Raw genomic sequence first — 24,620 nt, 5'->3', positions numbered from 1 at the left:
CGTGGACATCCTGCACCACTGTCATATTTCTCCTTGAACCCCCCTTCTGTTGATGAAAGCATGGGGCATTGAAAGCCTGTCATATTTTATAATTAAAACGAGGCGGAACAGGGTTTTGACAGCGCCCGCATTAGGAGAACAACGATGACGAAGAGATTGAGACTGGGCCTGCTGACGGCCTCGGTTCTGGCCCTTTCCAGCGGTGCAGCTTTTGCCGATTTCGAACTCAACATCCTGCACATCAACGATTTTCACTCGCGCATCGAGCCGATCAACAAATACGACAGCACCTGCACGCCGTCCGAGACCGAAAAGAACGAGTGCTTCGGTGGCATCGCCCGCGTCAAGACGGCGATCGACACCCGTCGCGCCGAGCTGCAGGGCAAGAACGTGCTGGTTCTCGATGCCGGTGACCAGTTCCAGGGTTCGCTGTTCTACAGCACCTACAAGAGCGCACCGGTTGCCGAGTTCATGAACGGCATCGGTTTCGACGCGATGGCGATCGGCAACCACGAATTCGACGATGGCCCGGATGAGCTGCTGAAATTCATCGGCGCCTTGAAATTCCCGATCATTTCCGGCAACACGATTGCCAAGCCCGGTTCGCTTCTGGCGGACAAGTACAAGGGTTATCTGGTGAAGGATTTTGGCGGCCAGAAGGTTGCCGTCGTTTCCGTTCTCGCCACCGACACCAACGAGACCTCTTCTCCCGGCCCGGACATCACGTTTGAAGACGAGATCACCTACCTGAAGAAGGCCGTTGCCGATCTGCAGGGCCAGGGCGTCAACAAGATCGTCGTTCTGTCGCATGTCGGTTACGTCAAGGATCAGGCGATTGCCGCGGCCGTGGACGGTATCGACGTCATCGTCGGCGGCCACAGCCACACCTATCTGTCGAGCACCGACACCAAGGCGGCCGGTCCCTATCCGACCTTGGTCAAGAACCCGGCCGGCGTCGAGGTTCCGATCGTCACGGCCTATGCCTATTCCAAATATCTCGGCGATTTCACCGTCGTTTTCGATGACAACGGCGCGGTAAAATCCACTTCGGGTGCACCAAAGGTTCTCGATGCCAGCGTGGCGCAGGACGAAGCCTTTGTCGCCAAGGTCAAGGAACTCGGCGGCCCGCTCGAAGAGCTGAAGAAGAAGGTCGTCGGCTCGTCGGAAGGCATCATCGATGGTGACCGCGTCAATTGCCGCGCCAAGGAATGCACGATGGGCAACTTGCTCGCCGATGCGCAGCTCGACCGCGTCAAGGATCAGGGCATTACGCTCTCCATTCAGAACGGCGGCGGCCTGCGTGCCTCGATCGACGCCGGTGACGTGACCATGGGCGAAGTTTTGACCGTGCTGCCGTTCCAGAACACCATCGCCACCTTCCAGCTCAAGGGTTCGGACGTCGTTGCCGCGCTCGAAAACGGCGTCAGCCAGATCGATGACGGTGCGGGTCGCTTCCCGCAGGTTGCCGGCATGAAGTTCTCCTTCGACAAGTCGAAGCCTGCCGGTTCCCGCGTCAGCGACGTGCAGGTCAAGGAAGGCGATGCATACGTTGCCATCGACCCGGCGAAGACCTACGGCGTCGTCACCAACAACTACGTGCGCACCGGCGGTGACGGCTTCAAGGTGTTCAACACCAACGCCATCAACCCTTACGATTTCGGCCCCAACCTCGAAAACGCGGTGGCCGATTACATCGCCGCCAACAGCCCCTACAAGCCCTACACGGATGGCCGTATCACCGACCTGACACCGGCAGACTACAAGCCGGCACCGAAGGCCGATGCAAAGCCCGCCGCTCCTGCGGCTGCCCCGACACCGGCCGCCACGGCACAGGCTCCTGCAGCCCCTGCTCCGGCTCCGGCAGCACCGGCAGCAACGACCACGGCTCCGGCCGCCGTCGAGGCTCCGGGCCAGACCGCTCAGCCGGCCAGCGGCCCGAGCAAATACACGGTCGTCAAGGGCGACTCGCTGTGGACGATTGCCGAAAGCGCCTATGGCGACGGCACCCGCTGGAGCGAAATCTCCAAGGCCAATGCACTGCGCCACCCGAACCTGATCCAGGTCGGCAAGGAACTTGAACTGCCGGCCAAGTAAGGCTGCCTGTTTAAGACGATTTGTCCTACGTTAAACGACGGCCCGGGGCTTTCCCGGGCCGTTCTTTGTTTCTACATAAGGCGCATCGGCCGGCATCATCAAGGATGCGGGTCCCACAACGTCCAGCCGGAAAGCCAGAATGACCGCTCCCACAGCCGTTTTGCCCGCTAACCACCCGAAGGTCTCACTCGGAAAAGTGGGCGTCCTGCTCGTCAATCTCGGCACGCCCGACGGCACGGATTACTGGTCGATGCGCCGTTATCTGGCGGAGTTCCTGTCCGACAGCCGCGTCATCGAATGGTCGAAACTCTACTGGTACCCGATTCTCTACGGCATCGTCTTGAACAAGCGCCCGCAGAAGGTCGGCAAGGCATATGAGGAGATCTGGAATAAGGATCTCGACGAAAGCTATCTGCGCACCTACACCCGCAACCAGGGTGACCTGATGGTCGAGCGGCTGAAGGACCTGCCGAACGTGGTGGTCGACTGGGCCATGCGTTACGGCAATCCGTCGATCGCCTCGAAGATCGATGCGCTGAAGGCGCAAGGCTGCGACCGTATCGTGCTGTTTCCGCTCTATCCGCAATATGCGGCGGCAACGACGGCGACTGTCAACGACAAGGCTTTCGAGCACCTGATGAAGATGCGCTGGCAGCCGGCCGTGCGCACCGTGCCGACCTATCACGACGACCCGGTCTATATCGAGGCGCTGGCGAATTCGGTGCGCAACACGCTTTCGACGCTCGACTGGGAACCGCAGCTGCTGATCACCTCGTTCCACGGCATCCCGCAGTCCTATTTCAAGGCCGGCGATCCCTATCAGTGTTTCTGTCAGAAGACGGCGCGGTTGCTGCGCGAAAAGCTCGGTTATTCGGAAAATCAGCTGCGCATCACCTTCCAGTCGCGTTTCGGGCCGGAAGAATGGCTGCAACCCTATACCGACAAGACGATGGAGGGACTGGCCGCCGAAGGCATCAAGCGCGTTGCCATCATGAACCCCGGCTTCGTGTCGGATTGTCTCGAGACGCTGGAGGAAATTGCCGGTGAAGCCGGCGAAATCTTCATGCATCACGGCGGCGAGAAGTTTGTCCATATCCCCTGCCTCAACGACAGTGTCGATGGCATGAACGTGCTGGAAGCGGTGGTGCGGCGGGAATTGCAGGGCTGGGTGTAAGGCGGGCTTTGTGAAAAAGTCCCCCTCTGGCCTGCCGGCCATCTCCCCCACAAGGGGGGAGAAAAAGTGTGGCAACCACCTGCCCCGATAGAAGCAAGACGGGTCGGCTGGGTTAAGCCCTCCCCCTTGTGGGGGTCCGTAAGGACGGGTTGAGACCCGCGGCTCAAGCCCGGCAGGTTGGGAGGGGGCTTCCTCAAGCATGCCGTCGTTTCGGCAAGGCCCGGAAAACCAAAGGAGCACACACCATGAAAAAAGCCATCGTCACCGGTGGTGCAGGCTTGATCGGTACCGGCATCTGCGAGGCACTCAGCCTGCGCGGTTTCGAAGTCGCCTCCTTCGATCTCACCGACAAACCACACCCGGTCGAGACCGTCCGCCACATCCAGTGCGATGTCGCCGATGAAGCATCCGTCGAAATTGCCGTCGCCGAACTCGGCTGGGACCGCATGGATCTTCTCGTCAACAATGCCGGTGCCACCGGCGGAGCACTCGGCACGCCTTTGCTGGACCTGTCGCTGACGGAATGGCGCCGCGTCATCGACAGCCACCTGACCGGCGCCTTCCTGATGACCCGAACAGTCACCCCGCTGATGCGCGAGGGTGGCGCGATCGTCAACATGGCCTCCACCCGAGCCTTCATGTCGGAGCCGAATTCGGAAGCCTATGCCGCTTCCAAGGGCGGGTTGGTGGCACTCACCCATGCGCTGGCCGTCAGCCTCGGCCCGAAGATCCGCGTCAACGCCATCGCACCGGGCTGGATCACGGCCGAGACGGAGCTTTCCGCCGAAGATGAGGCGCAGCACCCGGCCGGCCGTGTCGGCCGCGCCAAGGATATTGCCGACGCCGTGCTCTATCTTGAAAGCGCCGGCTTCGTCACGGGCCAGACGATCACGGTGGACGGCGGCATGACGAAGAAGATGATCTACGCCGAATAGGCATCACTTCATCGGCTAAGCACATAGTATGAGGAATGCAAAGAGTGCCGCTTGCTCCCAATGATCTCCCCCCATGTGGGGGAGATGTCACCGAAAGGTGACAGAGGGGGGTAAGCAACGGTGCGGCGAGTGGTTCGAAAGCGGCATTTGCACCAGCATTACCCCCCTCTGTCCTGCCGGACATCTCCCCCACAAGGGGGGAGATCGGATGGGCGCACCGTCGCAACTCTACATGCTTTTCACCCTAACCCGCCGCCGCCGGCAGCGTGATGCCATGGTCGGAAAAATAGCGCTCGAGCGCATCCGGCCGCGCGGCGTGAGCGGCACTGGCCACATAGCTGTCGGGCCGTATCAGATAGGCGGCATCGCGCCCGATCCCCGCCTCCTCGAATTCCGAGCACCATGGAAAGATGTGCAGCGGCAGGCCGCTTTCCCGGCACCAGTCCTCGACCTCGGGACCGGCATAACCATAAACATGCACCTGCCAGCAGAGATCGCGAAAACCGTCGTGGTTGCAGCGGCCATCACCGAGATCGAACCACGGCAGCCGGTCACCGCCATGCACGTCGCCCGCCTCACCCCGGCTGAGATAATCGCCCCGGTAATTGATCATCAGCTGCGAGACGGTGCGAAACATGAAATCCCTGACCGGCTCGATCTGCACCGCCATCGGCACGACCAGCGGCACCAGCCGTGTCCGCACGAACCGCGCCAATCCTCCATCGGCGGTCGCCAGCGAAAAAGCCTGATCGGTGGTGCGCACCAACTTTCGGGCAAAGGCGATGCGTTCTTCCTCGAACGTGTTCAGCAACCGGTTCGCCGCCGCGATATCGTGCACGCCGCCGAACAGGACCGCCTTCAGTTTCCACGCCAGATTGATGGCATCGCCGATGCCGGTATTCATGCCCTGCCCGCCGGCCGGGCTATGGATATGCGCGGCATCGCCGAGAATGAAGGCGCGGCCCTTGCGGAACCGTTCCGCCACCCGGTGATGCACCCGGTAGGTCGAGAACCAGTTGACCGCCGTCACCTGAATACCGAGATGCGCGATCGCCCGGTCGTTCAGATCCTCGAAACGCAAGGCGCCGGCATGCGCCGCATCCTCCTCCACCGTACCGACCAGACGCGCGCGCCGCCCTTCATCGAGCGGGAAGACGGCGAGAAAATCGGCACTGTCGAGCGCGATGTTGAGTTCGCCATTCATCGGCGGCCCGGAAGCCTCGACATCGGCGACATAAAAAGTCTGCTGATAGGTATCGCCGGGAAAACCGACGCCGATACTTTTGCGCACAGCGGAACCGGCACCATCGCAGCCGGCAAGAAAGGCGGCTTCGCATACCGTTTCATTGCCACCCGCCAGAACCAGCCGGGCGGAAATGCCATCCGCGGTTTCCTTGTGCTCGATGAAGGCGGTGTTCCATTCGACGGAAACGCCTTCTGCCGCCAGCCGCGACACAAGCAATGCTTCATGGGCATCCTGAGGATAGATATGCAGGAAAGGATAGGGCGTCAGATCCTCGCCGATATCCCCGAAAGCGGCACGCGCCTTCTTCTCGCCGCCCACCCAGAGATTGACGCCGGAGACGTGATGCCCCTTCGAGATCACCGCATCGGCCAGACCGACCTGATCGTAAAGTTCCAGCGTGCGGGCGTGGACGGCAAGCGCCCGCGAGGCGGTGCCCGGCCCTTCCGCCTTCGAGATGATGCGCACCGGCACGCCCATCTTCGTCAACCACAAAGCCAGAACCAGCCCGGTCGGCCCAGCCCCCACGATCAGGACGTTGTTATGCATGAGCTCCTCCTTCTCATCCGGTGACGAATTTAGCGCAACCGCAAGAAAGGCAAAGGAGGAAGATCAAACGCCGCGTTTGTTGCCCCAGAGCAGGACGTGAAGCTGCGGCAGCACGGTCGCGGAAAACCAGCGATCGTCGGTCACCTTGTCGACCAGCCACAACATCCGATCCATGATGCCGTCGAGATCGATGCGGGCATCATCGTCATCCGGCGGCGGCGGCGTGTGATTGCCGGGCTGCAGATAGACGGGAAGATCAGGGAAACGCGCCGCCGCATCCTTCGCAAACGCATAGTCCGCATCATCGAAGACCACGAATTTCAAACCGATGCGCGGGCCGCCAGCGGGAGAACCAGTGGCAGCCCTGAGACAGTCAGCCAGCACATCCCAATCCGTCTCCATGCAGCTCGAGGGCGGCTTTGGCGACAGGACTAGAAAATCCAGTTCGGCAAACCAGTCACGCGCGACACTGCCCTGCGTTTCGATGGCAAAGCGATAGCCATCGCGCTTGCCGCGGCGGATCAGGCTGCCGAGCGGCTGGATGGCCGGATTGCCGCCAGACAGCGAGACGGTCAACGGTACATCGCCCGACAAATGCCGCACCTGCCCCCAGATCGTTTCCACCTCCATCGCCAGCCAGTTATGGCGATACTCGCTGTCGACGGCATGCAGCGTATCGCACCACGAACAGCGGTAATCGCAGCCGCCGGTGCGCACGAACACGGTCGGCTGGCCGATCAGCATGCCCTCGCCCTGGATGGTCGGCCCAAAAATCTCGCTGATGCGGATCTTTTCGGAAGCAGCACTCATGGCCGGTATTCCGCCCATGTCTTCGGTGTCTCGCTGACGCGCACGGCAGAGGTTTCCGGCAGCCGCTCTTTGCACCAGTCGTAAAAATGCTTCGCCAGAAATTCCGACGTCACCTTTTCATGGCCCAGCACATCGTTGAGATGCCGATGGTCGAATTTTTCATCGATATACTGCTTGAGCGGCTTCAGTTCGTGATAGTCGCGGACAAAACCATCATCATCGAGTTCGTTCGCCGAAAGCTCGACCACGACGATATAATTGTGCCCATGCAGGCGCGCGCATTGGTGATCGGCCGGCAGGTGCGTCAGCTGGTGCGAGGCGGAAAAATGAAACTCCTTGGTGATGCGGTACATCAGCGGATTTCCTCGGCCCTGAAACCTGCCGTCGCCGCCTTCCAGAAATCCGGGTCGGCATAATCCGTCGGGTCTTCCACACCGGCCAGATGAAACGCCTCGCGACGTTCGACACAGGTGCCGCAACGGCCGCAATGTTTTTCCCCGCCCTTGTAGCAGGACCATGTCTCGACGAACGGCGTCGCATGCTTGGCGCCGTCGCTGACGATATCGGCCTTGGAGCCATTGACGTAAGGCGCCAGCAGCTTCACGGAGGCATAACCATCCAGCGCATGACGCTGCATGGCATCGAAACTGTCGATAAAACCCGGACGGCAATCGGGATAGATGAAATGGTCGCCGCCATGCACGGCTATCGCCACGGCCTCAGCAGCCCGCGCCGCCGCCACGCCGAAGGCAACCGTCAGCATGATCGCGTTGCGATTGGGAACGACGGTGACGCGCATGGTTTCTTCGGCATAGTGCCCATCAGGCACATCGAGATCGTCGGTGAGTGCAGAGCCGGTCAGCTGGCTGCCGATTGCCCGCATGTCGATGATCTGGTGAAACACGCCCAACCGTTTTGCACAGGCGGCGGCGTATTCGAGCTCCTTCTTATGGCGCTGGCCATAATCGAAGGAGATCAGGCCCATCAGATCGCCTTGATCAGCGATGCGGTGGGCAAGCGAAACGGAATCGAGTCCGCCGGAGCAGACGACAATGGTCTTCATATCAGGTGTCCTTGTTTTGACCGGGTAGGCTGCGACCGGCATTTCTGGGCGGCTGTTTATCGCGTTGGATCGAGAATGGGAATGGGCTTCCTTGATATTGTGATTATCACAATAATTTCATCCATAGATTGCATTTTTTGCAAAACGACATTGAAATACACAACCGAAAAGAGGACACTCATAACAATACACGCAGGAGATGATTCTTTGCCAGGCCGGACACCCCAAAAAATCGACCGCGAGCGCGGCAAACGTCTCAGGCAGGCGATCGGTGCGCGTGGACCACAGAAAATGATGGCGCTGGCCGCAGATCTCGGCATCTCGCCGGCCGCTGTTTCCAAATGGATACAGGGGCACGCCATGTCGATCGATAATGCCAATCGTCTGTCCGAACTGCTCGGCATTTCGCTCGACTGGCTGTTGTCCGGCGACGCCCGGACGACCGATGTCATGGGATCGAAGCTGAGCGGGCAGGAAAAGGAACTGATCGAGCATCTGCGCGATCGGCCGGCGCATGTCCTGCCGCTGCTGACCCGGCTGGTTCGGGAAATACCTGTAAACCAGCCGCGAAGTTGATGAAATCACACCGGAAACTACCCTCCCCCGGCCAACCAGCTTGTTTATGCCATGCCGCTTGCATAGGATCGCCGCGATCAAATGTGAGTTGAAGGGGGATATCCCATGCTGGACCTGAGTGGGTTCGATATTTTTGTCATCGGCATCGTCATTCTGGCGATCCTGTTGCTGTTCGCCCTGGTGAAAACCGTGCCTCAGGGCTATTGCTACACCGTCGAGCGGTTCGGCAAATACACCCGCACGCTGCAGCCGGGCCTCAACATCCTGACGCCGTTCATCGAGCGCATCGGCGCGCGCATGAACGTCATGGAACAGGTGCTGCACATTCCGACGCAGGAAGTCATCACCAAGGACAATGCCAGCGTCTCCGCCGATGCCGTCGCCTTTTATCAGGTGCTCAATCCGGCGCAGGCTGCCTATCAGATCACCAATCTGGAAGTCGCCGTCCAGAACCTCACCATGACCAATATCCGCTCAGTGATGGGCTCGATGGATCTCGACGAGCTTCTGTCCAACCGCGACATCATCAACGACCGCCTTCTGCGCGTCGTCGACGAGGCCGTGCAGCCCTGGGGCATCAAGGTCACCCGTATCGAGATCAAGGACATCCAGCCGCCGGCCGATCTGGTTGCATCCATGGGTCGCCAGATGAAGGCGGAACGTGAAAAGCGTGCCCAGATCCTTGAAGCCGAAGGTTCGCGTAATGCGCAGATCCTGCGTGCCGAAGGCGCCAAGCAGGCCGCCGTGCTGCAGGCAGAAGGCGAACGCGAAGCCGCCTTCCGCGATGCCGAGGCGCGCGAACGTCTGGCCGAAGCCGAAGCGCGTGCAACACAGGTGGTGTCGGAGGCCATCGCTGCCGGCGACGTGCAGGCGATCAACTACTTCGTTGCCCAGAAATACACCGAGGCGCTGGTCGAAATCGGCAAGGCGAACAATTCCAAGATCGTGCTGATGCCGCTCGAAGCGTCGTCGCTGATCGGTTCGCTGAGCGGCATCGGCGCGATTGCCAAGGAAGTGTTCGGCGGTGACAGCAACGGCCAGACCTCCACGCCGCCACGCCAGCAGCAACCACGCCAGCCGGTGATCAGCCGCCCGCCGACCGTGCCGCCGTTCGGCTCGACCGAAAGCTGAAACCATGGTCATCGAACTCTGGAACAGTTTTGGGCCGTGGAGCTGGTGGATCGTCGGCCTTGTGCTGCTCGCCCTCGAACTCGTCGTGCCCGGCTTTTTCCTGATCTGGATCGGCGCGGCAGCCGTCGTGCTCGGCGCGCTGTCGCTGGCGCTGTGGGGCACGAGCTTCTGGGGCTGGCATGTGCAGCTTCTGCTGTTTGCCGCCCTGTCCGTTGCCTTCGCCATGGCAGGCCGCAGGTTCTATAGCGGCCGCGATGCCAAGACCGACGAACCCTGGCTCAACCGTCGCGGCGAAAGCCTTGTCGGCCGCACGGCAACGCTCGCCGAACCGATCCTCGAAGGTCGTGGCCGCATCAAGCTCGACGACACGACATGGTCGATCATGGGCCCCGACCTGCCGGCCGGCACACGCGTGAAAGTGACCGCGTCGAGTGGACGCGATCTCACTGTCGAGCAGGCCTGAATAAAAAAAGCGCGATCGGCGTCAGGCGACGCCGATCCGCAACAGATCGTGGAAATGGATCAGGCCGAGCGGCCGGTTATCCTCGTCGACCACGATCAGCGCGCCGATCTTGTACTGGTTGAGCAGCGCCAGCGCCGCCGTCGCCAGAACCGACGGTTTTACCGTCTTCGGCTGCCGCGTCATGATCTCGTCCACCGACAGTTCGGCAAGGTTGCGAGACAGGTTGCGCGCCATGTCACCCTCGGTGACGATGCCACACAGGCGCCCCTCTTCATCCAGCACGCCGACACAGCCAAAATGCTTGTGCGACAAGACGGTGATCGCCTCCACCATCGGCGTACCTTTCGGCACCAGCGGAACACGATCGCCGGTATGCATGATATCGCGCACATGCATCAGGCTCGCACCCAGTTTGCCGCCGGGGTGGAACACGCGAAAATCCGTCGGCGTGAAACCGCGTGCTTCCAGCAGTGCCACGGTCAGTGCATCACCGAGCGCCATCTGCAAAAGCGTCGAGGTGGTCGGCGCCAAACCGTGTGGGCAGGCTTCCTGCGCATCCGGCAGAAGCAGAACGATATCGGCGGCGCGTCCAAGTGACGATTCGGGATTGCCGGTCATGGCGATCAGCGGAATGGAAAAACGCCGGGTATAGGCCACGATGCTTTTCAGTTCGGCGCTTTCGCCGCCCTTGGAAATCGCCAGAACCGCATCGTTCTGGGCAATCATGCCGAGATCGCCATGCGCCGCTTCGGCCGCATGCACGAAAGAGGTCGGCGTTCCGGTGGACGACAGACTTGCTGCCAGCTTCACGCCGATATGGCCGCTCTTGCCGACGCCGGTGATGATGACGCGCCCGGTCGTTGCGAGAATGACGTCGATCGCCTTGCGGAAAGGCTCGGCCAGACCGTTCTTCAGCGCCGCTTCCAGCGCATCCAGCCCCTGTTTTTCAAAGGCGACGGTCCGCAGGGCGGATTCGATCACATCAGTTGCAGGAATGGTTTCGGCAGCGTTCTGGGTCATGGCGAGCATTTATCGCGGTTAGGGCGCGGTGTCCATCGGTCGCCGTGGTGCGACAACGGACGGATCGCCGCATCGGTGCTGCAACCATCAGCAACGCTTCATTAACCATGAGCATTTACCATTGCATAGGAACTCCCTCTTCAGGCGATGCGATGAACGGCACAGGACAACAGGCGCGATCGGGAGCGGCCCGCAAGCGGGCGGCTTCACCACGGGCAGCGACGATGCCTGACGCCATGCCGTCGGTCGCCCCGGCGCGCCCGCAGGCATACAGCCAACCGGCAACCCGCCGTGGCCCGCTTTTGATGCTTCTGGCGACAACCGTGCTCGTGCCCGGTGCGCTCTGGGCACAGACACCTTACACCGGTGCATCGGCCAATCGTCCGGCCTCCTATTTCACCTCGGCCGATGGCGGCACCGCCTATGGCACGCGCACGAATTCGGCCAGCGCGCCGACCGGCGCCCTCGGCTCCTCCAATGGCATCAGCCCCGTTTCTTCCGGCAATCCGATCCCGACCGGCGCGGCCGATCCCTATGGCGATACGAATGCGCAGGATACCGACGCCGACGACCCGAACCAGCCGCTGAACGGCCGACAGGCAAACACCGAGGACGGGCTTGTCGACGAGGCCGGTCAGCAGGCGGAACTCGACCTCAACCAGCCGGTCGAGGGCACGCTCAACCCGCCGGAACTCAACCGCGACGGTGCCGAAAGCCCGCTCGCCTCGACCGATGACGGGCTTGGTGTGCGGCTCGGCACATTCCGGCTGCGACCGAGCGTCAACCAGAGCATCAACCACGAGACCGAACGCACCGGTGCGGGCAAGGCCAGCCGCAACTATCTCGCCACCGCCATTCGCGGCACGCTGTCCTCCGACTGGTCGCGCCACGCGCTGACCGTCACCGGCGAAGGCACATTCGAAAAGACGCTCTCCGGCCGCACCAGCAACAGCGCCGATTTCGAGCCGGAAGGCCGCCTCGATGCCGATCTGCGGCTCGACCTCTCCAATGACACGATTGCCAACATTACCGGCAATTACGCGCTGGAACGCGAAAGCAACAGCGATCCGAACGCCGTTGCGGGCGCCAGCACACAATCGACCGTGCAGCGGTTTGGTGGCGGCGTTGCCGTCCAGCGCGATTTCGGGGTGATGCGCGGCACGGCAGCCCTCTCGGTGGCACGCTCCGTTTATGGCGATGTCGATCTTTCCGACGGCACCAGCGTCAGCCGTGGCGACCGCGACCGCACCGGCTTCGATGGCCGCCTGCGGGTCGGTTACGAACTGTCGCCGGCGATCATTCCCTTCCTCGAAGTGGCAGCCGGTCGCGGCGTCTATGACCAGCGTTTCGACTCATCCGGCTATCAGCGTTCGTCGAACAATTATGCCGCCCGCACCGGTATCGAATTCGATTTTTCCGAAAAACTGCGCGGCGAGCTGGGCGTCGGTTACGTGGTCGCGAAATACGATGACGGCCGCCTGTCCGATCTTGGCGCGGTCGCCTTCGACGGCAATGCCACATGGTCGCCCCGCCGTGGCACTGATATCGATTTCGGCCTGCGCACGACGCTTCAGGATGCGACGGCGGCCGGCGCAAACGGCTGGGCTGAATACCGCTTTTCCACCGCCGTACAGCATCAGCTGCGCAGCGACCTGATCGCCCGCCTGACGGGGGCCACGACCCTGCGCGACTTCCCCACCGGCAGCGACGAGAGCACCTACGAACTCGGCGCCGGCATCACCTATCGCCTCAACCGCTATCTCGACCTGACCGGCGACGTGACCTACGAACACGAGGAAAACGCCGGCAGTTCACCGACCAAGACGGTGCAGATCGGCGCGGGTTTGACGCTGCGGCGGTAACGACTTGCCTTTTCTCCCCGTGTTGACGGGGAGAAGTACGAATGCCGCCCCCTCCGCATTCCATCTTCCATCAAGACAAAAAAAGGCCCCGGAACACATCCCGAGGCCTCTCTCAATCACATCACCAAAACTCAGCCGAGCTTGGCAACCAGTGCCTTCAGGCCATTTTCCACGGTCGGACGGATATCCGCACGCTTCAGGGCAAAAGCAACGTTGGCGAGGATGAAGCCATCCTTGGCGCCGCAGTCATAGGTTTCGCCGGTGAACTTGTAGGCCGCGAATTCCTGGGATTTCGCCAGCGCCAGCATGCCGTCGGTGAGCTGGATCTCGTTGCCGGCACCACGTTCCTGGGTTTCCAGGATATCAAAGACTTCCGGCTGCAGGATGTAGCGGCCGTTGATGAAGAAGTTCGAAGGTGCGGTGCCCTTGGCCGGCTTTTCGACCATCTGGGTGATCTTGAAACCGCCGCCGACAGCGTCACCGACGCCGACGATGCCGTACTTGTGGGCCTGTTCCGGATCGCATTCCTCGACGGCGAGGATGTTGCCGCCGGTCTTTTCATAAAGCTCGACCATGCCCTTGAGGCAGCCCTTCTCGGCCGACATGATCATGTCGGGCAGAAGGACGGCGAATGGCTCGTTGCCGACGATGTCGCGTGCGCACCAAACGGCATGGCCGAGGCCGAGCGGCGCCTGCTGGCGGGTAAAACTTGCCATGCCGGCCTGCGGCAGGAGATCGGAAAGAATGGTCAGTTCGGCATTCTTGTTACGCTCCTTCAGGAGCGATTCCAGTTCAAATTGAATATCGAAATAATCTTCAATAACGCCTTTGCCGCGACCGGTGACGAACACGAGATGTTCGATACCGGCTTCGATAGCCTCATCCACCACATACTGGATGACCGGCTTATCGACGACCGTCAGCATTTCCTTTGGCACAGCCTTGGTCGCGGGGAGGAAACGCGTACCCATGCCTGCTACCGGAAAAACTGCCTTACGAATCTTTTGGTGTCCCACTCATGCCTCCTAAAAGCACAATTTGTCTGTATGTCGGTCGCCCGTGAAAAGGTCTCTAGGGATATATTTCAGCCTTTTCGGGGCAATGACAGAGCGATGTTCTCATGGTAAAGAATTTATTTATTCTGATGTTCTACACTGACCGTAACCCGGCCGCCATCACCGGTGAAAACCCTGACTGGAAGAACAACGGATACGCCGTAATGACTATGTTCCGCACCCGTCGCTTTCAAGCGCTCGCACTCTCGATGATCGCAGGCATGACGCTCGCGGTCACTCCGATACATGCTCAGGCAGACCAAGGTTTCAAGGCTTTTGTCTCAAATTTCTATGAGACAGCAGCCCAGAGCGGCATTACACGCTCGACCTATAACAAAGCCTTTGCAGGCATCAGCACACCTGATCAGGACGTGTTGCAGAAGGCGCAGTACCAGCCCGAGTTCAAGTCAAAGATCTGGGATTATCTCGATAGCCGCGTGAACCCTTATACGGTCAAGGTCGGCCGCGAGATGAAGGCCCGCCATGGCCGTCTGTTGAACGCCATCGAGCGGCAATACGGTGTCGATCAGAACATCGTTCTCGCCATCTGGTCGATGGAATCCAATTACGGCGCGGCACTGGAAAACCCCGAGCGTCTGCACCACGTGCCGCAGGCGCTGGCAACACTCGCTTGGGCCGATCCGAAACGCTCGAAATTCGGCCGCACGCAGCTGATCGCAGCGCTGAAGATCCTGCAGGCCGGCGACGTCACGCCAAAGCAGCTGACCGGCTCGTGGGCCGGCGCCATGGGTCATACCCAGTTCATCCCGACCAGCTATCTGCTCTATGCAGTCGATGCCGATGGCAACGGCAAGCGCGACATCTGGCATTCGATCCCGGATGCGCTCGCCACCGCCGCCAACCTGCTTGCCAAGAACGGCTGGACCACCGGCAAGACCTGGGGTTACGAAGCGGCCCTGCCGGCCGGTGCAGCAAAATACGAAGGCCAGACCAAGACGATTGCCCAGTGGGCAGCGCTCGGCTTCACCCGCCCGAACGGCAAGGGTTTTCCGCGCGGTGCCGACCGCGCCACGCTGAAGCTGATGGCGGGCTCGGACGGCCCGGCCTTCCTGATGATGAAAAACTTCTTCACCATCAAGAAATACAACGCGGCTGACAGTTACGCGCTGGCCGTCGGCCTTCTTGCCGACCAGATCGCCGGTTACGGCGGCATGCAGCAGCGTTGGCCGCGCCCGCAGGGCACGCTCGACATCTCGGAGAAATTCGAGCTGCAATCGCGCATGAAGGAACTCGGTTATTACGACGGTGAGGTCGACGGCAATTTCGGCTCCGGTTCGAAGGCCGCCATCTCCGCCATCCAGAAGCGGCTCGGCATGCAGGAAGACGGCGAACCGTCGCATTCGCTGCTCAAGGCGATCCGCTGATCAAAGGCGGGATCGGCCGGTAATTGACTCTCAAGCCGGGCTGCGATCCACTCGCAGCCCGCACTGATATGGACGGCAGGGACATGAAGTCTGCACTTCTCCCCGTTTGGGAACGCATCAAGTCTTTCGGGACGCGCCTCGTCATCGCCATGACGGCCGTCACCATCGCCCTGCCCGCAATCGTGACGCCGGCATCGGCACAGGAACGGCGTTATTATCTGGAGGAGCGCCGTTATGAGCGCCCGCAGCGCCGCAACCTGATGGACATGTTTTTCGGTGAACGACGCGAGTACCAGCGCGACCGATCCGTCATCGACATGGAGCCCCGCCGCAAAAGGCGCGCGGCACCGCCGCCAGCCCCTCGTCGTGCGGTGCGCCCGGTACCGGCTGCCCCGGTGATTGCCGCCGAGCCGACGCCGGAACCCGTCCAGAAGCTGGAAAATGCCAAAAAAGTGCTGGTCGTCGGGGATTTCCTTGCCGGACGTCTGGCCGGCGGCCTTGAGGCGGCCTTTGCCGAAAATCCCGGCGTCGTCGTTGTCGACCATGCCGAAACCGCGTCCGGCCTCGTGCGTCAGGATCATTACGACTGGCCGCAGGCTCTGCCCGAACTGATCGCCAATGAAAAACCGGCGCTTGTGGTGGTGATGATCGGCGCCAATGACCGCCAGCAGATCGACAGCAGCGATCAGCGCGAGAAATTCCGCACGGAACGCTGGTTCGAGATCTACAAGCAGCGTGTTCAGGAATTTGGCCAGATTGCCCGCGACCACGACCTGCCGCTGCTATGGGTCGGCCTGCCGGCCTTCCAGTCGGCTTCGATGACGGCGGATGCCGTCACGCTCAACAGCATTTTCCGGACGCAGGCCGAAGAGATCGGTGGCGAATTCGTCGATATCTGGGACGGGTTTGTCGATGAGGACGGCAAATTCATCGTCACCGGCTCCGACGTCAACGGCCAGCAGGTGCGCCTGCGCAGTGCCGACGGCATCAACATGACCGAAGCCGGCCGCCGCAAGCTGGCCTTCTACGTGGAAAAGGTGGCGCGCCGCCACCTCGGCGATGTTCCGCCGGCCGAAATGATCAATCTCGACGGCAGCAATCTGCCGGCTCTTCCCGTACTTCCCGGCACGCCGATCACCGCAGTGGTCTCCACCCAGCCGATCGCGCTATCCGACCCCGATCTCGACGGCGGCAAGGACCTGCTGGGCGCGAGCGCACCGACACCGGCCAACACGCAGTCCCCGCGCGATCTATTGGTGACCCGCGGCGAACTGCCGGAGGCGCCGGCTGGGCGTGTGGACGATTACCGGATCAAGACGACGCAATAGCTGCGTCATCCCATCCTCCCAAGGGCGCGATCCTTGTTTGGCAGACATCGTCAGGTTATAACACACCACCGCAACTTTCGGTGCGAAACGATGTCTTCTGTAGCTGTTCGCGTTCTATCGACTGTCAACGCCCCTTATGGGACGGCGCTTTCCGCCGAACAGCTGGCAGCACGGATTGCCGATCCCATCAGTGCCGACCACTTCGACCCATCTGCTTTTTCCTTTTTCTCCGAGGTGGACGAGGAGCTTCAGCACGCCTTCCTGCACGAGATGCACATCGACGCGTCGATTGCCATCGATCTTGCGAAACGGTTTTCAGCGCTCGCGGGTTATAATCTGCCCTTGGCGAAAGCTGCGTAATTGGCAGCGCGCAGCCGGTGGGAAGACCTGTTCGAACTCGCCGTCAGCATCATCGACAAGACAAACGGCCAGTTCAGACTGATCGATAGCTGGAGTTTGGGGGGCGGCACCGCCCTTATGCTGCAGATCGATCATCGAGAAAGCTTCGATATCGATATCTTCCTTGATGACCCGCAGCAGCTCCCCTACCTAAATCCGTGGACGCAAGGATACGAACTCGATGTAACGCCAGACGCCTACGTGTCGGATGGCGCCAGAACATTGAAAGTCGTGTTCGAAAACATCGGCGAGATCGATTTCATCTGCGCTCTGCCCCTGACAGAAGCACCGGCGGTGGCGGCAACAGTGCGCGACAGAACCATTCTGCTCGAAACGCCGGCTGAAATCATTGCAAAGAAAATATGTTATCGCGGCGCATTGATGCAGCCTCGCGACATGTTCGATATCGCCTGCGTCATCCAGGTGCTTGGCATCGAATATGTCATGGCGGCCTTGCGGCCTTTCCGGCGCGAAAGCGAAAAGGCTCTTGCCACCGCGCGGCGGATGAACCCGCAGTTCACGCAGGCGATCATGGCGCAACTTCTCTACCGCAACGACTTCCGCGATATTCCCGGTCAGGCACAGGCAGTAACGGTGGACCTTCTTGAGAGGGTATGCACCTGATATTTGGGCGACCACAGCCAACGATGCTGTGGTCGCCCAATTCAAATTTCCGATTCAAAATTACCGTGGCAGAACCGAAGCGCCCATCAGCGCCTCATCCACGGCGCGTGCCACCTGACGGCCTTCGCGGATCGCCCAGACGACCAGCGACTGACCGCGGCGAACGTCGCCGGCAACGTAGAGCTTGTCGATCGAGGTCTTGTAGTCCTGCTCGTTCGCCACGACGTTGGTGGAGCCGCGGCGGTCGGTGTTCAGTTCCAGCTTGCCTTCCAGTTCCGACAGGACACCCGTCGTCATCGGCCCGGAAAAACCGATGGCGATGAAGGCGAGATCGGCCTTGATGATGAAATCCGTGCCGGCGATCGGCTTGCGGCGTTCATCCACCTGGCAGCAGCGCACGCCGGTCAACACGCCGTCTTCGCCGACGAATTCGAGCGTCGCCACCTGGAATTCGCGGTTGGCGCCTTCGGCCTGCGAAGACGAAGTGCGCATCTTGGTGGCCCAGAACGGCCAGACGGCGAGCTTGTCTTCCTTTTCCGGCGGCATCGGGCGGATGTCGAGCTGGGTCACCTTGACGGCGCCCTGACGGAAAGCCGTGCCGACGCAATCCGATGCGGTATCGCCACCACCGACCACGACGACATGCTTGGCGCCTGCGAGGATCGGTTCTGCCGGCCAGCCGGTCGAGTCGATGTTTTCGCGGCCGACGCGACGGTTCTGCTGCACGAGATACGGCATGGCATCGTAGACGCCGTGCAGTTCGACACCGGGAATACCGGCCGGACGCGGGGTTTCCGAACCGCCGCAATAGATGACGGCATCATGTTCGGCCATCAGCTCTTCGGTCGGCTTGTCGACGCCGACATTGACGCCGTAATGGAAGGTGACGCCCTCACCGGTCATCTGCTCGACACGACGATCGATAAAATTCTTTTCCATCTTGAAGTCCGGAATGCCGTAACGCAGCAGGCCGCCGGCCTTCGTTTCGCGTTCATAGACATGGACCTCGTGACCGGCGCGGGCAAGCTGCTGTGCAGCGGCCATGCCGGCGGGGCCGGAACCGATGATCGCGACCTTCTTGCCGGTTTTGACCGTTGCCGGCTGCGGCACGATGTAGCCCAGTTCATAGGCCTTGTCGGCGATCGCCTGCTCGACGGTCTTGATGGCGACCGGCGCGTCTTCGAGGTTCAGCGTGCAAGCTTCCTCGCACGGCGCGGGACAGACGCGACCGGTGAATTCCGGAAAATTGTTGGTGGAATGGAGGTTGCGGATCGCCTCTTCCCACTTGTTGTTATAGACCAGATCGTTCCAGTCGGGGATCTGGTTGTGCACGGGACAGCCCGTCGGCCCATGACAGAACGGAATGCCGCAATCCATGCAGCGCGCCGCCTGTTTGGTAACCTCGGCATCGGACATCGGAATGGTGAATTCGCGGAAATGGCGGATGCGGTCGGAGGCCGGCTGGTACTTGCCAACCTGCCGGTCGATTTCCATGAAACCCGTTACCTTGCCCATGTTTTAGTCCTCTTCAAAGAGTGGTGCCCGTAGGGCCCCAGTACCAGTAAGCAAATCCCATGGTTGCTCCCAGCACAATGAATTCCAATGCGACGTCACCGTTCGCCATGAACGCGGCCGCCGGAACAGCGACCGCGATAACCACCGAAATCAAACGGTGAAAAACAGCCAAAGGCTTACTCCGCAGCAACGCCCATCCGCATGCGCTCCATCTCCTCAAGCGCACGGCGGTATTCGACCGGCATGACCTTGCGGAATTTCGGACGGAACTCGCTCCAGCGATCGAGGATCTCCTTGGCGCGGTTGGAGCCGGTATAGTGCATGTGGTTGGAGATCAGCTGGTAAAGCCGCTCTTCGTCGTGGCGGGTCATGTCTTCTGACACGTCGACACGGCCCTTGTGCATGATGTCGCCGCCGCGATGGTGCAGCTTTTCCAGCATGTCATCTTCTTCCGGAACGGGTTCCAGTTCGACCATGGCCATGTTGCAGCGCTTGGCGAACGTGCCCTCTTCATCGAGAACGTAAGCCACGCCACCCGACATGCCGGCTGCAAAGTTGCGGCCGGTTTCGCCGAGAACGACGACGACGCCGCCGGTCATGTATTCGCAGCCGTGGTCACCCACGCCTTCGACGACCGCGATGGCGCCGGAGTTGCGAACGGAGAAACGCTCACCGGCAACGCCGCGGAAATAGCACTCGCCCGATGTCGCACCGTAAAGCACGGTATTGCCGACGATGATCGAGTTTTCCGCCACCAGCTTGGAATTTTCCGGCGGACGCACGATGATGCGGCCACCTGACAGACCCTTGCCGACATAGTCGTTGCCGTCACCGACGAGATCGAAGGTGATGCCGCGTGCGAGGAAGGCACCAAACGACTGGCCGGCGGTACCGGTCAACGTCACGCGGATCGTGTCGTCCTTCAGGCCCTTTTCGTTCCAGCGCTTGGCAAGCTCACCCGAAAGCATGGCACCGGCCGAACGGTCGACGTTCTTGATCGGCACTTCGATGACCACCGGCTCCTTGCTTTCCAGCGCCGGCATGGCCTTTTCGATCAGCTTGCGATCGAGAATATCGTCGATCGGATGTTTCTGGCGCTCGGTCCAGTAGGTGGCGGCCTTCGGTGCCTCGACCTTGTGGAAGATCTTGGAGAAGTCCAGCCCCTTGGACTTCCAGTGGGCGAGCATGTCGTCCTTTTCGAGGAAGTCGGATGCGCCGATAATATCATCGAACCTGGTGAAGCCGAGCGATGCGAGGATTTCGCGTACTTCTTCGGCCACGAAGAAGAAGTAGTTGATGACGTGTTCCGGCGTGCCCTTGAAGCGCTTGCGCAGAACCGGGTCCTGCGTTGCAACGCCCACGGGGCAGGTGTTCAGATGGCACTTGCGCATCATGATGCACCCGGCAGCGATAACCGGAGCCGTTGCGAAACCGAACTCGTCAGCACCGAGCAGCGCGCCGATGATGACGTCACGGCCGGTCTTCAGACCACCATCGACCTGCAGCGCGATGCGCGAACGCAGACCGTTCAGCACCAGCGTCTGCTGGGTTTCGGCAAGGCCGATTTCCCAAGGACTGCCGGCATGTTTCAGCGAGGTGAGCGGCGATGCGCCCGTGCCGCCGTCGAAACCGGAGACGGTGATATGGTCGGCGCGCGCCTTGGCGACACCGGCAGCAACCGTGCCGACGCCCACTTCAGACACCAGCTTGACCGAGATGTCGGAGGTCGGGTTGACGTTCTTCAGATCGTAGATCAGCTGCGCCAGATCTTCGATCGAATAGATGTCATGGTGCGGCGGCGGCGAGATGAGGCCGACACCCGGCGTCGAGTGACGGGTCTTGGCAACGGTCGCATCCACCTTGTGGCCGGGCAGCTGGCCGCCCTCGCCGGGCTTGGCACCCTGCGCCACCTTGATCTGCAGCATATCGGCATTGACCAGATATTCGGTGGTCACGCCAAAACGGCCGGAGGCGATCTGCTTGATGGCCGAGCGTTCCGGGTTCGCCGAACCATCGCGGCGCGGCAGGTAACGATCGCTCTCCTCGCCACCTTCACCGGTGTTCGACTTGCCGCCGATCTTGTTCATGGCGATCGCCAGCGTCGTATGCGCTTCGCGGGAAATCGACCCGAAGGACATGGCGCCGGTGGAGAAACGCTTGACGATATCGACAGCAGGCTCGACCTCGTCGATCGAAACAGGCGTGCGGCCAAGCACCTCGGCGCTCTTGATCTTGAACAGGCCACGGATGGTGTTCATCCGAACGGCGCTTTCGTTCACAAGGCCGGCGAACTCGCGGTAGCGGTCCTGGCTGTTTCCACGCACAGCATGTTGAAGGGTGGCAACGACGTCAGGCGTCCAGGCATGGCTTTCGCCGCGCATGCGGTAGGCATATTCGCCGCCGATATCGAGCGTCGAGGCCAGAACCGGGTCCTTACCAAAAGCCGACGTGTGGCGCTCGGTGGTTTCCTGGGCGATTTCTTCCAGACCGATGCCGCCGATCGAAGAGGCGGTGCCGAAGAAATACTGCTCGACCAGTTCGGACGACAGGCCGACAGCATCAAAAATCTGCGCGCCGCAATAGGACTGATAGGTGGAAATGCCCATCTTGGACATGACCTTGAGAATGCCCTTACCGACCGCCTTGATATAGCGATAGACCACTTCCTGCGCATCGACTTCCTTGGGGAACTCGCCGCGCATATGCATGTCGGTCAGCGTGTCGAAGGCGAGATAGGGGTTGATGGCTTCGGCGCCATAACCGGCGAGACAGCAGAAGTGGTGGATTTCGCGCGGCTCGCCCGATTCCACAACGAGACCGACCGAGGTGCGCAGCCCCTTGCGGATCAGGTGATGGTGCACGGCAGCGGTTGCCAGAAGCGCCGGAATGGCCATGCGATCCGGGCCGATCTGGCGGTCGGAGAGCACGATGATGTTGTAGCCACCCTTGACGGCCGCCTCGGCGCGCTCGCACAGGCGATCCAGCATTTCCGGCATGCCTTCGGCGCCACGCTCGATCGCGTAGGTGAAGTCGAGCGTCTTGGTGTCGAAACGGTCTTCCGTGTGGCCGATCGAGCGGATCTTTTCGAGATCGCCATTGGTCAGGATCGGCTGGCGCACTTCCAGACGCTTGGCGTTGGCCGCACCCTCATGGTCGAGAATGTTCGGGCGCGGGCCGATGAAGGACACGAGGCTCATCACCAGCTCTTCGCGAATCGGGTCGATCGGCGGGTTGGTGACCTGCGCAAAGTTCTGCTTGAAATAGGTGTAAAGCAGCTTGGACTTTTCCGACATGGCCGAGATCGGCGTATCGGTGCCCATCGAACCCACGGCTTCCTGACCGGTGGTCGCCATTGGCGACATCAGGATCTTTGTGTCTTCGCGGGTGTAACCAAAAGCCTGCTGACGGTCGAGCAGCGACACGTCGCGACGCAGCGCGCGCGGTTCCACCGGCTTCAGCTCTTCGAGGATGAGCTGGGTGTTGTCGAGCCACTTGGAATAGGGGTGCTTGGTGGCAAGCTCCGTCTTCAACTCCTCGTCGGAGATGATCTGGCCCTTTTCCATGTCGATCAGCAGCATCTTGCCCGGCTGCAGGCGCCACTTCTTGACGATGCTTTCTTCCGGCACCGGCAGCGTGCCGGCTTCGGAGGCCAAGATGATACGGTCGTCATCGGTGACGAGGTAGCGCGCCGGGCGCAGGCCGTTACGGTCGAGCGTTGCGCCAATCTGCTTGCCATCGGTGAAACAGACGGCGGCCGGACCATCCCACGGCTCCATCAGCGCGGCGTGGTATTCGTAGAACGCCTTGCGCTCCTTCGACATCGACTGGTTGCCGGCCCATGCTTCCGGGATCAGCATCATCACGGCATGCGCCATGGAGTAGCCGCCGCGCAGCAAAAATTCCAGCGCGTTGTCGAAGCAGGCCGTATCCGACTGGCCTTCATAGGAGATCGGCCACAGCTTGGAGATATCATCACCGAACAGCGGCGAGGAAACCGAAGCCTGACGCGCCGCCATCCAGTTGACGTTGCCGCGCAGCGTGTTGATTTCGCCGTTATGGGCGACCATGCGGTACGGATGCGCCAGCTTCCACGACGGAAACGTGTTGGTTGAGAAACGCTGGTGCACAAGCGCCACGGCGCTCTCAAACCGCGGATCGGCCAGATCCTTGTAATAGGCGCCGACCTGATAGGCCAGGAACATGCCCTTGTAGACGATGGTCGAGGACGACAGCGACACCGGATAGAAACCCTGATCGACGCCGCCGAAGGCATCATAGATGCGGTTCGAGATGACCTTGCGGATCAGGAAAAGCTTGCGCTCGAATTCGAGATTGGTCGCGGCATCGCGCCCTGCCCCGATGAAGACCTGAACGTGATAGGGTTCGGTCGCAGCAATATCCGGCGCCTTGGACAGCGAGGAATTATCGACCGGCACATCGCGGAAACCGATGAACTGCTGGCCTTCCTCGCCGATGACGTCTCGCACCACCTGCTTGTAATGCTCGATCTCTTCCGGCTTGCGCGGCATGAACAGATGGCCGACGGCATATTCGCCGGCCTTCGGCAGGGTGATGCCTTGGCGTGCCATTTCCTCGCGGAAGAAACGATCCGGGATCTGCACCAGAATACCGGCGCCATCGCCCATCAGCGGATCGGCACCAACGGCGCCGCGATGCGTCAGGTTTTCCAGAATGAACAGGCCGTCCTTGACGATCTGGTGCGACTTCTGGCCCTTCATATGGGCGATGAAGCCGACGCCGCAGGCATCGTGTTCGTTGCGCGGATCATAAAGACCTTGGGGCCCAGGAATGCCCGACGCGATGAAGGGCACATGCTCTTCGGCTTTCGCCGAAGCTATGTCGGTGGGACAGTGCATATCCAAAATCGTCTTCGTCATCGTCAGTCCTCCAGTTGGCCGCTCGAGCGGGCAAGGTGGTATCGGTTCATTGCGCGAAACGAGGTGCGGGTGTCGCACATCAATCCGAAATTCATGCGACAGTTCTTAACTCATGCGACGGCGCCGCCCGGACAGTCCGCTGCTATTGCGCAGCAGCATAACCCGGATCGGCGCGGAGGTCATGACAGAAACCAGCCCATCGCCGACCTGATTTCCGGAAAGTAGGACAGTTATTCTGACCTATTTCTCATTTTATATGACACAGAAGTTAATGCGCCACAAGAGGCTGAAATGCAATTCAAACCGGACAAAACGACACAAGAAGGCACCAGAACGGCGCTGCGGCGCAACAAAATTACTCAAATCGACAGAATACATTGCTTAGATTGCCAGACGGATAGGCCCACCCGCACGGACTGGCTTTTCCATTGATTGCAGCAGCAAATTCCTTAAGTTCAGCATCTCTCCCGCAGCATCACGCATGACCTTACAGGAC

General features: G+C 60.8%; 20 protein-coding genes. 11 read left to right on the top strand and 9 right to left on the bottom strand.

What is annotated here, in order from left to right:
* Positions 1-144: 144 nt before the first annotated feature.
* The 3 genes from AAIH70_RS07500 to AAIH70_RS07490 all read left to right on the top strand — a co-directional run bounded on the left by AAIH70_RS07500 (position 145) and on the right by AAIH70_RS07490 (position 4,203).
* Positions 145-2,094, top strand: a complete 1,950-nt coding sequence (locus AAIH70_RS07500; RefSeq protein WP_132271563.1) for a 5'-nucleotidase C-terminal domain-containing protein — start codon at positions 145-147, stop codon at positions 2,092-2,094.
* Between the two features lie 139 nt (positions 2,095-2,233).
* The gene (gene hemH, locus AAIH70_RS07495) at positions 2,234-3,268 is read left to right on the top strand and encodes a ferrochelatase (protein WP_132271562.1); all 1,035 of its coding nucleotides are present in this window, start codon (positions 2,234-2,236) and stop codon (positions 3,266-3,268) included.
* A 245-nt stretch (positions 3,269-3,513) separates the two neighbouring features.
* Positions 3,514-4,203: an SDR family oxidoreductase gene (locus tag AAIH70_RS07490; protein ID WP_132271561.1), complete on the top strand. Its 690-nt coding sequence runs from the start codon at positions 3,514-3,516 to the stop codon at positions 4,201-4,203.
* A 244-nt stretch (positions 4,204-4,447) separates the two neighbouring features.
* On the opposite strand, the gene AAIH70_RS07485 is transcribed toward AAIH70_RS07490, so the two are convergent.
* The 4 genes from AAIH70_RS07485 to queC form a co-directional block, all read right to left on the bottom strand.
* A complete protein-coding gene (locus tag AAIH70_RS07485) occupies positions 4,448-5,995 on the bottom strand; it encodes an FAD-dependent monooxygenase (protein WP_132271560.1) in 1,548 nt (515 codons plus the stop codon).
* Positions 5,996-6,058: 63 nt separating this feature from the next.
* Complete coding sequence (gene queE, locus AAIH70_RS07480; RefSeq protein WP_132271559.1) at positions 6,059-6,805, bottom strand: 7-carboxy-7-deazaguanine synthase QueE; 747 nt, start codon at positions 6,803-6,805, stop codon at positions 6,059-6,061.
* Positions 6,802-7,158 carry a 6-carboxytetrahydropterin synthase QueD gene (queD, locus tag AAIH70_RS07475; protein ID WP_132271558.1) on the bottom strand — a complete coding sequence of 119 codons (357 nt, stop codon included), beginning with the start codon at positions 7,156-7,158 and terminating at the stop codon, positions 6,802-6,804. The genes queE and queD overlap by 4 nt, the downstream gene beginning before the upstream one ends.
* The gene (queC, locus tag AAIH70_RS07470; RefSeq protein WP_132271557.1) at positions 7,158-7,868 is read right to left on the bottom strand and encodes a 7-cyano-7-deazaguanine synthase QueC; all 711 of its coding nucleotides are present in this window, start codon (positions 7,866-7,868) and stop codon (positions 7,158-7,160) included. The genes queD and queC overlap by 1 nt, the downstream gene beginning before the upstream one ends.
* A 75-nt stretch (positions 7,869-7,943) precedes the next feature.
* Between queC and AAIH70_RS07465 the strand changes: the two genes are divergently transcribed.
* From AAIH70_RS07465 to AAIH70_RS07455, 3 genes are all read left to right on the top strand, one after another.
* A complete protein-coding gene (locus AAIH70_RS07465) occupies positions 7,944-8,444 on the top strand; it encodes a helix-turn-helix domain-containing protein (protein ID WP_132271556.1) in 501 nt (166 codons plus the stop codon).
* Positions 8,445-8,552: 108 nt separating this feature from the next.
* Complete coding sequence (locus AAIH70_RS07460) at positions 8,553-9,575, top strand: SPFH domain-containing protein (protein ID WP_132272528.1); 1,023 nt, start codon at positions 8,553-8,555, stop codon at positions 9,573-9,575.
* 4 nt (positions 9,576-9,579) lie between these two features.
* The gene (locus AAIH70_RS07455) at positions 9,580-10,038 is read left to right on the top strand and encodes an NfeD family protein (protein WP_132271555.1); all 459 of its coding nucleotides are present in this window, start codon (positions 9,580-9,582) and stop codon (positions 10,036-10,038) included.
* Between the two features lie 21 nt (positions 10,039-10,059).
* On the opposite strand, the gene AAIH70_RS07450 is transcribed toward AAIH70_RS07455, so the two are convergent.
* Positions 10,060-11,058 (bottom strand): KpsF/GutQ family sugar-phosphate isomerase, encoded by a 999-nt coding sequence (locus tag AAIH70_RS07450; protein WP_132271554.1) that lies wholly within the window; start codon positions 11,056-11,058, stop codon positions 10,060-10,062.
* 152 nt (positions 11,059-11,210) lie between these two features.
* On the opposite strand from AAIH70_RS07450, the gene AAIH70_RS07445 reads away from it, so the two are divergent.
* Positions 11,211-12,920: an outer membrane beta-barrel protein gene (locus AAIH70_RS07445; protein WP_165931919.1), complete on the top strand. Its 1,710-nt coding sequence runs from the start codon at positions 11,211-11,213 to the stop codon at positions 12,918-12,920.
* A 131-nt stretch (positions 12,921-13,051) separates the two neighbouring features.
* On the opposite strand, the gene galU is transcribed toward AAIH70_RS07445, so the two are convergent.
* Complete coding sequence (gene galU, locus AAIH70_RS07440) at positions 13,052-13,936, bottom strand: UTP--glucose-1-phosphate uridylyltransferase GalU (protein WP_132271552.1); 885 nt, start codon at positions 13,934-13,936, stop codon at positions 13,052-13,054.
* A gap of 203 nt (positions 13,937-14,139) precedes the next feature.
* On the opposite strand from galU, the gene AAIH70_RS07435 reads away from it, so the two are divergent.
* The 4 genes from AAIH70_RS07435 (at position 14,140) to AAIH70_RS07420 (ending at position 17,711) form a co-directional block, all read left to right on the top strand.
* Entirely contained in the window at positions 14,140-15,360 is a 1,221-nt protein-coding gene (locus tag AAIH70_RS07435; protein WP_430033824.1) for a lytic murein transglycosylase, read from the top strand.
* An 83-nt stretch (positions 15,361-15,443) separates the two neighbouring features.
* Positions 15,444-16,688 (top strand): SGNH/GDSL hydrolase family protein, encoded by a 1,245-nt coding sequence (locus AAIH70_RS07430; protein WP_132271551.1) that lies wholly within the window; start codon positions 15,444-15,446, stop codon positions 16,686-16,688.
* Between the two features lie 90 nt (positions 16,689-16,778).
* Positions 16,779-17,048 (top strand): hypothetical protein, encoded by a 270-nt coding sequence (locus AAIH70_RS07425; RefSeq protein ID WP_132271550.1) that lies wholly within the window; start codon positions 16,779-16,781, stop codon positions 17,046-17,048.
* Positions 17,049-17,126: 78 nt separating this feature from the next.
* On the top strand, positions 17,127-17,711 hold the full coding sequence (locus AAIH70_RS07420; RefSeq protein ID WP_132272526.1) for a nucleotidyl transferase AbiEii/AbiGii toxin family protein: 585 nt from the start codon (positions 17,127-17,129) through the stop codon (positions 17,709-17,711).
* 60 nt (positions 17,712-17,771) lie between these two features.
* Here the strand turns inward: AAIH70_RS07420 and AAIH70_RS07415 are convergent, their stop codons facing one another.
* Genes AAIH70_RS07415 through gltB form a run of 3 tightly spaced genes read right to left on the bottom strand, consistent with a single transcriptional unit; the run spans position 17,772 to position 24,124 of the window.
* Positions 17,772-19,226 (bottom strand): glutamate synthase subunit beta, encoded by a 1,455-nt coding sequence (locus tag AAIH70_RS07415; RefSeq protein ID WP_132271549.1) that lies wholly within the window; start codon positions 19,224-19,226, stop codon positions 17,772-17,774.
* Positions 19,227-19,239: 13 nt separating this feature from the next.
* Positions 19,240-19,398 (bottom strand): hypothetical protein, encoded by a 159-nt coding sequence (locus tag AAIH70_RS07410; protein ID WP_165931918.1) that lies wholly within the window; start codon positions 19,396-19,398, stop codon positions 19,240-19,242.
* A gap of 4 nt (positions 19,399-19,402) precedes the next feature.
* Positions 19,403-24,124 carry a glutamate synthase large subunit gene (gltB, locus tag AAIH70_RS07405; protein WP_132271548.1) on the bottom strand — a complete coding sequence of 1,574 codons (4,722 nt, stop codon included), beginning with the start codon at positions 24,122-24,124 and terminating at the stop codon, positions 19,403-19,405.
* Positions 24,125-24,620: the final 496 nt, after the last annotated feature.

The sequence above is a fragment of the Neorhizobium sp. BT27B genome (genome assembly GCF_050455485.1).
In the GTDB taxonomy this organism is placed as follows: Bacteria; Pseudomonadota; Alphaproteobacteria; order Rhizobiales; family Rhizobiaceae; genus Neorhizobium.
The sequence above is the reverse complement of the archived record's forward strand: the minus strand, read 5'-3'. Positions and strand labels throughout refer to the sequence as shown.